This window comes from Gammaproteobacteria bacterium, from assembly GCA_011375345.1.
Classification (GTDB): domain Bacteria; phylum Pseudomonadota; class Gammaproteobacteria; order DRLM01; family DRLM01; genus DRLM01.
Window position 1 is genome coordinate 17,833 of the sequence record DRLM01000125.1, and the last position, 10,241, is coordinate 28,073.

The 10,241-nt window shown below is 64.9% G+C and carries 11 protein-coding genes and 1 pseudogene; 1 reads left to right on the plus strand and 11 read right to left on the minus strand.

Features of this window, described 5'->3' with window-relative positions:
* Positions 1 to 13: 13 nt before the first annotated feature.
* The 10 genes from ENJ19_09645 to ENJ19_09690 all read right to left on the minus strand — a co-directional run bounded on the left by ENJ19_09645 (position 14) and on the right by ENJ19_09690 (position 7,524).
* A complete protein-coding gene (locus ENJ19_09645; GenBank protein HHM05987.1) occupies positions 14 to 562 on the minus strand; it encodes a VOC family protein in 549 nt (182 codons plus the stop codon).
* Positions 546 to 1,826, minus strand: a complete 1,281-nt coding sequence (locus ENJ19_09650) for a dihydroorotase (protein HHM05988.1) — start codon at positions 1,824 to 1,826, stop codon at positions 546 to 548. The genes ENJ19_09645 and ENJ19_09650 overlap by 17 nt, the downstream gene beginning before the upstream one ends.
* Before the next feature lie 22 nt (positions 1,827 to 1,848).
* Positions 1,849 to 2,823: an aspartate carbamoyltransferase catalytic subunit gene (locus ENJ19_09655; GenBank protein HHM05989.1), complete on the minus strand. Its 975-nt coding sequence runs from the start codon at positions 2,821 to 2,823 to the stop codon at positions 1,849 to 1,851.
* A 5-nt stretch (positions 2,824 to 2,828) separates the two neighbouring features.
* Positions 2,829 to 3,335, minus strand: coding sequence for a bifunctional pyr operon transcriptional regulator/uracil phosphoribosyltransferase PyrR (gene pyrR / locus ENJ19_09660; protein HHM05990.1), 507 nt, complete (start codon positions 3,333 to 3,335; stop codon positions 2,829 to 2,831).
* Positions 3,336 to 3,380: 45 nt separating this feature from the next.
* Positions 3,381 to 3,842, minus strand: coding sequence for a Holliday junction resolvase RuvX (gene ruvX, locus ENJ19_09665; GenBank protein HHM05991.1), 462 nt, complete (start codon positions 3,840 to 3,842; stop codon positions 3,381 to 3,383).
* A complete protein-coding gene (locus ENJ19_09670) occupies positions 3,839 to 4,402 on the minus strand; it encodes a YqgE/AlgH family protein (GenBank protein HHM05992.1) in 564 nt (187 codons plus the stop codon). The genes ruvX and ENJ19_09670 overlap by 4 nt, the downstream gene beginning before the upstream one ends.
* Before the next feature lie 219 nt (positions 4,403 to 4,621).
* A complete protein-coding gene (locus ENJ19_09675) occupies positions 4,622 to 5,503 on the minus strand; it encodes an energy transducer TonB (protein ID HHM05993.1) in 882 nt (293 codons plus the stop codon).
* Entirely contained in the window at positions 5,500 to 6,015 is a 516-nt protein-coding gene (locus tag ENJ19_09680; GenBank protein ID HHM05994.1) for a Gx transporter family protein, read from the minus strand. The genes ENJ19_09675 and ENJ19_09680 overlap by 4 nt, the downstream gene beginning before the upstream one ends.
* Positions 6,016 to 6,100: 85 nt before the next feature.
* Positions 6,101 to 6,460 (minus strand): NusG domain II-containing protein, encoded by a 360-nt coding sequence (locus ENJ19_09685; protein ID HHM05995.1) that lies wholly within the window; start codon positions 6,458 to 6,460, stop codon positions 6,101 to 6,103.
* A complete protein-coding gene (locus ENJ19_09690) occupies positions 6,457 to 7,524 on the minus strand; it encodes an FAD:protein FMN transferase (protein HHM05996.1) in 1,068 nt (355 codons plus the stop codon). Before ENJ19_09690 ends, ENJ19_09685 begins: the two co-directional genes overlap by 4 nt.
* A gap of 324 nt (positions 7,525 to 7,848) precedes the next feature.
* Here ENJ19_09690 and ENJ19_09695 point away from each other — a divergent pair, with 324 nt between their 5' ends.
* A complete protein-coding gene (locus ENJ19_09695) occupies positions 7,849 to 9,144 on the plus strand; it encodes a carboxypeptidase regulatory-like domain-containing protein (GenBank protein HHM05997.1) in 1,296 nt (431 codons plus the stop codon).
* A 119-nt stretch (positions 9,145 to 9,263) separates the two neighbouring features.
* On the opposite strand, the pseudogene ENJ19_09700 reads toward ENJ19_09695, so the two are convergent.
* Positions 9,264 to 10,224 (minus strand): annotated as a pseudogene (locus ENJ19_09700) (IS1380 family transposase).
* Positions 10,225 to 10,241 lie beyond the last annotated feature (17 nt).

A 10,241-nucleotide genomic window follows, 5' to 3' on the forward strand; every position in this document is an offset into this window, starting at 1 on the left:
GACGGGGCCGTGGTCAGGGGGGCATGGTTTCCGTGCAATCATAGCACCGCGGCGCCTGGACTTTGACGGCGGGTGTGGTGTTCGGCCCATGGCCGCTGGCCCGCGGTGCTGCGCTGAGGCCGGGGCGGGTCTCGTCATAATGGCACAGCTCCAGCAGATTGCCGTCCGGGTCGCGAAAATACAGGGACGTGACCGGCCCCAACGCACCCGTGCGGCGCACCGGACCGGCTTCGATGGGTATGTGGCGGCACAGCAAATGCGCGGCCACCTGGTCGAGGGGGGTGAGGCTGACGAAGCACATATCAGCCGCGCCGGGGGTGGGGCGGGCGGCTTTGGGCTCGAACTCCGCGCCGGCCTGGTGCAGGTTGATTTTCTGATTGCCGAAGTGCAAGGCGGTGCGCTGGTCGCCGAAACGCCGGATCTCGAAACCCAGCACAGTGTGATAGAAGGCGCAGCTGGCCTCGATGTCACGCACGGTGAGCACCCAGTGGTCCAGCCCGGCAATCTGGACCGGCGATTCGGCGGCAGGCGCGCTGGCGGGCGGTTCACCGCGGTCTTTCATAGACCACGCGGCCGTTCAGGAGGGTGGCCATCACCTGGCCGCGGAACTGCCAGCCCGAAAAGGGGCTGTTGTGGCCGCGGCTGAGCAGGGTGGCGGGGGACAGGGTCCACTCCCGCTCCGGGTCGAACAGGCACAGGTCGGCGGCCGCGCCCACCTGCAGATGGCCGGCGTCGATGCCCAGCAGCCGGGCCGGCCCGGTGGACAGCCGGTGCAGCACCGTGGGCAGGTCCACCAGCCCGTCCCTGACCAGTCTGAGGCCCAGGGGCAGCAAGGTCTCCAGGGCGGAAATGCCGGGCGCGGTGGCGGGAAAGGGCCCCAGCTTGGCGTCGGGTTCGTGGGGCAGATGATCGGAACAGATGGCGTCGATCACGCCTTCTGCCAGGCCGGCCCGCAGGCCGTCGCGGTCGCGCGGGTGGCGCAGCGGGGGTTGCACATGGCATTGGCTGTTGAAAAAACCGATATCCATTTCCGTCAGGTGGAGGTGGTGGGCGCTGACATCAGCGCTCACCGCCACCCCGTCGAAACGGGCACGGGCCACCATGCGCACCGCCCGCTGGGTGGACAGACCGCAAAAATGCACCCGGGCGCCGGTTTGGGGAATCAGGGCCAGGCAGGTGGCCACCGCCGCCGTTTCCGCCGCCTCGGGGATGCCCGGGAGGCCCAGGCGGGCGCTGACCCGGCCCTCGTGGGCGCAGCCCTGGTTGGCCAGATGGGGATCCTCGGGATGGACGAATACGGTGAGACCGAAGGTGGCGGCGTATTCCATGGCGCGCCGCAGCACCAGGGGATTGGCCAGCGGCCGCCGGGCGTTGCCCACGCCGACGCAGCCGGCCTGTTGCAGGGCGCCCATTTCAGTGATGTGGCTGCCCGCCAGTTTCTGGGTGAGGGCGCCGACGGTGAGTACGCGGGCGTGGCCGGCAGCCAGGGCGCGGTCGTGGATGAGGGTGGCCACCGCCGGGGTGTCGACCGGCGGGACCGTGTCCGGCGGGCAGACCACGGTGGTGATCCCCCCTGCGGCCGCGGCCCGGGTCTCACTGGCGATGGTGCCTTTGTGCTCTTCCCCCGGTTCGCGCAAATGGGCCCGCAGATCCACCAGACCGGGTCCCACCACCCAGCCTGTGGCGTTCAGCTCGCGCTCGGCCCGGAAGCCGTCGGGGGCGTGGTCCAGGGCGGCGATGCGGCCCTCGGCGATGAACACATCGCCCACCCGGTCCCGCCCGCTGGCAGGGTCGATCACCCGGCCGTTTCGGATCGCGATGTGCATGGTGGTCTGTGGCATTGTCTTGTCAGCTTTTGCCCTTGCCATAACGGCTGCCCATGGCCATGGCCATCACCGCCATGCGCACGGCGATGCCGTGGCTCACTTGTTCCAGGATCACCGAGCGGGCGCCGTCGGCCACGCTGGAGGCCATTTCCACGCCCCGGTTGATGGGGCCGGGATGCATGACGATGGCGTCCGCTTTGGCGGCCGCCAGCTTTTCCTCGGTGAGGCCGTAGAGCTGGTAGTACTCGTGTTCGCTGGGCAGCAGCGCTCCCTGCATGCGTTCGTGTTGCAGGCGCAGGGCGATGACCACATCCACGTCCCGCAAGCCCGCCTTGAGATCGTGGCAGACGTGCACCCCCAGGGAGCTTACGTCGCCGGGCAGCAGGGTGCGCGGCGCGATCACCCGCACCTCGCTGACGCCCAGGGTGGTCAAGGCGTGAATCTGGGAGCGGGCCACGCGGGAATGCAATATATCGCCGACGATGGCCACGATAAGGGGGGCGAATTCGCCCTTGCGGCGGCGGATGGTGAACATGTCCAGCATGGCCTGGGTGGGGTGAGCGTGGCGGCCGTCGCCGGCATTGACCACGCGGATATGGGGTGCGGCGTGCTCGGCGATGAAATGGGCGGCGCCGCTGTCGGCGTGGCGTACCACGAACATGTCCACATGCATGGCCTCCAGGTTGCGCAGGGTGTCCAGCAAGGTTTCGCCCTTGGCGGTGGCAGAGGCGGAAATATTTAAATTGAGCACGTCGGCGGACAAGCGTTTGGCCGCCAGTTCAAAGGTGGTGCGGGTGCGGGTGCTGGCCTCGAAAAACAGATTGACGATGGTCTTGCCGCGCAGCAGCGGCACTTTTTTCACTTCCTGTTCGGTGACCCCGGCGAAGGATTCCGCCATGTCCAGGATATCCATCAGGACGGGGCGCTTGAAGCCTTCGATGCTGAGGAAGTGGCGCAGGCGGCCGTGTTCGTCCAGTTGGATGTTGCGCGCGAACATGCCCCTTACACGGTCTGTTTGACCACCAGGCGCAGCGGCTCGGGGCCGGTGAGCTTGACGTGCTCGTGTTCAGACAGGGGCAGGTGCGTGCCCACCACATCGGCCTGGATGGGCAGCTCGCGGCCGCTGCGGTCCACCAGCACCGCGAGGATGACCGAGGCGGGCCGGCCCCAGTCGAAGATCTCGTTGAGGGCGGCGCGGACGGTGCGGCCGGTGTAGAGCACATCGTCCACCAGCACGATGTGCCGCTCGTCCACCGCCACCGGCAGCGTGGACGGCCGCACCGCGGGATTGAGGCCCACGCGGGTGAAATCGTCGCGGTAAAAGGAGATGTCCAGCTCCCCCAGGGGTTCGGCCACGTTCAGGGCCTGGTGCGGATGCCGCGCCACCCACACACCGCCGGTATGGATGCCCACCAGCATGGGGTTGGCGATGCCCTGCCGGAGCAGCCGTTGGCGCAGCGCGTCGGCCATGGTGTTGAGCAGAGCAGGAACGTCCGGTGTGGCAGTCATGGGTGCATTTTAAATGGAGGGGGCGCATTGCGCACCATGGTTTGTTTAAGGCACTGTGGCTGGAGGCACTGCGGCACCGCTGCGCTGACCGAGCCAGGTTTCCACGATGATCTGCGCCGCCACTTGGTCCAATTGTTCCTTGGCGCCTTTGCGGGGCCGCCGGCGCCCGGTCTTGTTGAGCCGCTCTGCCGCTGCCAGCGACGACAGGCGCTCGTCCACCAGATGCACCGCCAGGCCGTAGCGGCCGCGCAGTTGCCGGGCGAAGCGGCCGGCAGCGTGGGTGAGGGCATGGGCCGTGCCGTCCATATTGCAGGGTGAGCCCACCACCAGGGCATCGGGCCGCCAGGTGTCCAGCAAGCGGTCAATGGCGGGCCAGTCGGGCCGGCCCTGGTCGGCCCGCAGGGTATCCAGGGGGCTGGCAGTGCCGGTGAGGGTTTGGCCCACGGCGACGCCGATGCGTTTGCGGCCAAAGTCGAAACCCAGCACTGTGCGCGGGCCGTCGTTCACGCGTGGCCGACCTGGTCCGGAAACTGGGCGATGGTGACGCCCATGAGGGCGGCGGCGGCTTCCCAGCGCTGGCCGCAGGGGGTTTCGAAAATGATTTTTTCATCGGCGGGACCGCACAGCCAGGCATTTTCCGCCAGCTCGGCTTCCAGCTGGCCCGCACCCCAGCCGGCATAACCCAGGGCCACCAGGGACTGTCGCGGCCCCTGGCCGTCAGCGATGGCTTCCAGTACATCTTTGGTGGTGGTCACCGCCAGCGCCGGCGAGATTTGTTGCATGCCCTCCCACACCCGGTCAAGGGAATGAAGCACAAATCCCCGCCCCGTTTCCACCGGCCCGCCCAGAAACACCGTGCGGCCGGCAATCTGGGGATTGGGCGTCGGGACGTCCAGATGGCCCAGCACCTCTCCCAGGGTGAGATCCAGGGGACGGTTGATGACCAGCCCCATGGCGCCGTTCTCGGTGTGTTCGCAGATGTACGTCACGGTGCGGCGGAAATTGGGATCCGCCAGCGCCGGGGTGGCGATGAGAAAATGATTGGTCAGCGATGAAGTGGTGTCCATGGTGATAAGTATCGGACATGAATCTTTATGCTGACAAGCGCAAGGCCGGAACTATTAACCCGGCAACTAGGATTGTCGGGTTAATAGCGCGGCACAGGGATGTGCCGCCATTGGCGCAAGTCAATGCGGGCCCGCGAAATACCAGCCATTTCGCACAATGGCGCCCGTATTTCGCGGGCGGCAATCAAACAGGTCAGGACGACCTGTTTGATTGCCGGGTTAATAGTGCCCGGAAATAAACCGGTTGTTGCCCAGAAACTGCCAGGCGCGGGTGATGTGCAAAATATCGGTGTCCCGGCGCATGTCCGGGGGCAGGGGGGCAAAGGGGGCGGCCAGTTTGACGATGCGGACGGCGGCGTCATCGAGAATCTTGTGGCCGCTGGAACGGCGGATCTCGATACTGTGCAGCGTGCCGTCCGGGTTCAGCGCCACGTCCAGAATCAGGCTGCCGGACAGGCCGCGGCGCTTGGCTTCCTCGGGGTAATTCAGATTGCCGATGCGCTCGACTTTTTGCCGCCAGGCCTCCAGGTAAACCGCATCCCGGAAGGACCGGGTGCGGGCGGAAATAAAACGGTGGCGCGGCTCCCGGGTGTGGACCAGTACCGGCTCGTCCAGCTCTGTGCTCAGGCGCGCCAGTTCCCGGCTGCGGCGGATCAGCTCGGCGGCGGAGGCGGTTTTGGCCGGGGTGTCCACGGGCGGGTTCAGCGTGGTGTGGAAGTCGGCGGGGCGTTCGGTGCTGAGGGCGGGTGTCTCTTTGCGCGGTGTTGGGGGGGATGGGGTGTGCTGTGCCCTGAGGCGCTGACCCGTTCCCGGCAGGGGTTCTCCCGCCGGGGCGGCGGGCGGGTTGACCGGCCGCACCCGCTCGCTGGTGTTGCCCGCCCCGTCCTGATTGGCGGGGGACAGAAAATCCGGGTCCTCCGGGGCGCTGTCGGTGCCGCGGTGGGTGAGCACGATGTCCAGGGCGGGCGGCGCCGCCGGGGGCTGCGGCTCATGGGTGAAGGCCACGCCCAGAATGATCACGGCGTGCACCGCCACGGAGATCAGCACGGTAAACAGCAGATGTTCCCCGGAAGTGGCGGGCGTGGCGTGGGGGCGTTTCACGGCGAGCGCGCCAGTTGCCGCAAGGTGCTGGCGGCGATGGTGCCGCTCACCAGGCCGAACACCAGCGCCAAGGTCATGAACACGGGAAACAAATGCAAAAGCGCCGGGTGGGGGATGAACAGCGCATAGGCCGTCCAGAACTGTGCCGCCATATGGGCCAGCGCCGCCAGCACGCAATAGCCTGCCGGTCCCAGGCCCGGCAGGCGCGAGCCCAAACCCAGCGCCGCCAGGGCAGCCAGGGCGCCGCTGAGGCTGAGCAGGAAGGTGGGCGAGAGAAAAGTGCCCAGCAACACGCTGCCCACCACCACCCGGAGCAAGGCCACCCACGCCGCCGCCCGCCAGCCGAACTGCAACAGCACCAGCACCGTCACCACATTGGCCAGCCCCGGTTTCACGCCCGGCAGGGGCACGGGCAGGGCGCTTTCGGCAATGTGGATGGTGATGGCCAGCGCCGCCAGATAGGCGATGCGGTGGTCCTCGCGGGTGGTGGGCAGCGTGAGCGTGGTGGACATGGGGCTGTCTCATGCTCCCCTTTGAACAAGAGGGGGTGGGGATTTCAGAATGTTCATCCAGCGATAAACTTCTCTCACTGCCTGGCTAAAAATTCACCGCATCAAAGCGCGGATCCCGTCCCGCTACCGCCGCGGAAATCCCGTTGGGCAGGCAGGCGGCCACCTCACCGCTTTCGTGCAGCCAGCCGCTATGGATGCACTGTTTGCCGGTGCAGGGGGAGGCGACGAAGCGCACCTGGCCACCGCGCACTTCGATGATGCTCTCGCCCAGGCGGCCGGCCACCTTGAGCCGCTGGTCCCTGGCCAGGGGCAGCTCGATGACGCGGCCTGCGGCGTCTTGAATACGCACCGATTCGCCCGCGCCGCCCTCGCCCCAAAAACCCAGGTACAAAAACGGCAGCAGGGCGGCGGCCAGTACCACGATCAGGCTGTCGGTGCGTGTCATTGAATTGCTTCCACTTTGAGCCGGGGTGGTTTTTCGGTTTCAAAACGCAAACGCGCCGCCAGTTCCGGGCTGACGTGCACCGTCCCGCGATCGTCGATCAGCATGACCTGGCGCAGCCCCAGGGCTTTGGCCGTTTCGCGCCAGCGGGCCGGCCCGGCGATGAACAGGGCGGTGGCGGCGGCATCGGCCTCAGTGCCGCTGGTATGGACCACGGTGACCGAAGTGGTTCCCCGGGCGGGCCGGCCGCTGCGCGGATCCAGGATATGATGATAGCGCAGCCCCTCGTGGATGAAATAACGTTCGTAGTCGCCGGAAGTGAAGACCGCCTCGTCCCCCTGGATTTCCAGCGAGGCCAGCACGCCCGGCCCGCGTGGGTCGCGGATGCCCACCCGCCAGGGCCGGTCGCCGCGCACGCCCATGGCGCGCAAGTCGCCACCGGCGTTGATGATGGCGTTGTCGATGCCGCGCCGTTTCAACTCGGCCAGGGCCAGATCCACCCCGTAGCCTTTGATGAAGGCGCCGAAATCCAGTTGCACGGCAGGATTGCGGCTGCTGACTGTGGCGCCGTCCAAGGTCAAATCCGCCATGCTGGGGTGGGTGGCCAGCCATGCGGTGATTTCCTCCTCCGCGGGCGGGGGCATTTCCTCTGGGCGCTCGTCCTGCTGAAAGCCCCACAGTTGCAACAGCCTGCCAATGGCCGGGTTGAACAGCCCGCCGCTCTGCTCTGCCAGCTTCCGGGCCCGGCGGATCACCGCCGCCATGTCAGCATCCACTGTGGCCGGCTCGCCCCGGGCCAGTTGGGCGTTGAGGGCCGTCACCGGGCTGGGCTCCCAGGCATGCCAGCGGCGGTGGAGAGTGTTCAGCAGATGAATCACCGCTGCGGTGGCCTCGCCGGCGCTGGCCTTGTCGGTGCCGGCAATGGTGATGTCCACCAGGGTGCCGAAGGCCAACACCTGGGTCTGGTGCACCGGGATGGGGGGGCGGCTGCAGGCGGCCAACAGCAGACAGGCCACCGTCAACACGCTGAAGATGGCGCGGTTTCGAGAGAGATGAAGGGAAATCATGGAAACTTGGCCTGAGCCTGCGCGAAGGTCAGGGAAAATCCCAGTCTATAGACCGGTCTGCGCAGAGGTCAAGCCAAGTGGAAAAAATCGGTTCGTTCGACGCGAAAACCCAATTTGCTGCGTGCCGTCGCCCGCGGCGAGTGTTTCTACCCTCACCAGGCAGTACCGGGTGTCGGCATGACGTTTCATATGCCTGCCCCATCCCAGGTTTCCTTCCGCAAGCGGGAAGGGGGAGGCAGCGCCATTCTCCCCAAACCCTTAATATTTCCATTTTTTCCAGATACCTTATACTGCCCCGGAACCATCAACTCCGGGAGCTTCGTCATGGAAGGGAAGAAACCTCGCCGTCGCCGTACCACCAGGAAATCTTCACGCAACGCGAAATGCCTTACCCCCCAGCCCGCCGCGCCGCTGAATCAACTGGGTAAAACCCTGCAAGCCTTTGCCGACGGTGTGATCGCCGGTGAACGCGAGACCGACGACGTCCGCCAATTGATTCTGGAACTGTCGCCCTATCTGCCCCCCGACGATCCCATTGTGGAAGCCTTGGCAGACCGCGAAGAGCCGGATGTGGATGTGAAACTCCTGCTTCCCGTGGAGCCGCCACCGCCGCGGCGTTTCAAAGGCATGGAAGTGGCCGTGCGGCCCACGGCGCTGAGCGGCGACACCTTGCCCGTACAGGTCACCGACCGTGAAACGGGTGAACCATTGCAAGGCGCCTGGGTAAGTCTCGCCTCGGTGGAAGAAGGCGAATGTGCCCAAGCCTGCACCGATGCGGACGGTTATGCTTACTTCGTCGCGCCGTCGGTCGAAAACCCCACCCTGTTCGAATACGCCGTTTCCTTGCGCGGTTACCACACCTTCATTCCCGGCACTGATCCCCGTGCCCAGGCCATGTTGCTCAGCAACGGCTTTACGCCCTTGCTGGTGAGCACCGTCACCCCCACCATCTTCGCCGCCATCAGCCCCAGCCCCAAGCTCAAAGACTTTGAAATCGACCAGGCTTTCGGCTGGCTGCAAGGCACCCAGGCCTTCGATGCCTTGATCACCAAAGCCAACAAAAAGAAAGGCTGGCAAGCCGACGACGATTGGTGGGCCACCCGGCCGACCATTTACGACCACGTGGAAAACAAGGGCCCCGAAGACATGTGGACCTTCTTCGGCCATTCCGGCCTCGACCCCAAAACCAACAAAGTCAAGGCGCTCATTGCCTGGCGCAAGTTCTATATCTTTCGCGGCGGCCGGCCGGTGAGCATCGGGGGCTTGTGTAAACACATGCAAAAAGGCGATGGTGCCCCCGGTATTGTCGTGCTGGGCGCCTGTCAGTCGGCGGATTTGCTTAGCGATTTGATTAAGTGCTGCGTCAAAGTCGCGGTGGGTTTCACTAAGCCTTTGGCCTATGGCGTCATCGCCCGCGGTTTGGTACTGTTTTGGGAAGCCATGTTGGACGGCAAGACGCTGCAACAAGCCATTAGCGCGGCCAATGCCAGAATCACCAAAAGCCCGTTAAACCCCAAGGGATCGCGGATGACGTTCAAGGCCAAGAAAGCGATCAAGAATCCGGGTGGGAAGAAGTTGGAAGAGATACTTGAGTTGAAGTTGCCGAAGGGGGCGAAATAAAATTGAGGTAACGTAGGTTGGGTGGACAGGGTCCAGGGGCGGTGAGTATTCCCAGATTTCGTTTTTCCATTTGGGGTGCTGGTGACCCAATCATTGCATAAATTCTGACCAAGACGAGATCAGGCCACTTGTTTCAAAACATCCAGATAATGCAACAACTGCGATTTGACAGCCGGGTTGGCGCTCATCGTCAGGGTCAGCGTGCCTTGGGGTTTGGTCAGCCGTCCAGCACGCTGGATGAGTTTGCGCCGCAGCGTGCCCAGTTGTTCAAAGCGCCACAGTGGGGCGCGCCGCTCGGTGGTGTTGCGTTGCCTGGGATAGGCCGTCATCTGCATTTCCCGATTGAGGTTGTGCGCGAGCATGGCCGATGAGGATATAGACCTGAAAGATAAAACGATATTTCTCATCCCAGTGCTTGGGTTTCCAGCGTGCCTCGAAAAAGCCGCACTGATGGCCCAGGTGGCGCCAGCGCTTTCGTGCTTCGACCAGTCCCTTGAGCTCGACGAAGCGCTCGAAGGGGACGCTGATGCTGAACTCCACCCCCTCGGCATCCAGCATGCCAATGAGGGCGTCCGAGAAAAAGCCGCTGTCCATGCGCACTTCGAGCACGGCACGAGGCAGAGCGGTTCGTATCTCACGGATACAGGCCAGGATAAAGGTCTTGGCGCCGTTAGAGTCGTGCACGTTTCCCGGCCGATGCCAGACATCGAGTACCTGGCCGGTTTGGGCCAGGGTGCAGAACAGCGGGTAATAGCTGCGCGCCCCTTTCTTCTTGCGATTGAAACCCACCGCCGTACCTTCGGCGAAGCGGCCGGTAGAGAGTACCGAGCCGTCAAAATCCAGCGTGATACGCCTCAGGCCAAGCTTGCTCAGACGCTCCAAAACCAGCTGCCGGTTGAGATGGCGCAGCTTCTCCACGCTGCGAGCATCCATGCCGGCCAGGCTGCGGCTGACGGTCGCCACATCCGGCAGGCGCTCAAGCCCCAGCAGGCGACGCACTATAGGATCGTCCCGATAGTAGCGCATGTCCTGAAGCCGCCGGTAGCCCAGCAGCAGATGCACGATCAACAGCAGGACCACAAGACCGTGGCCAAAGA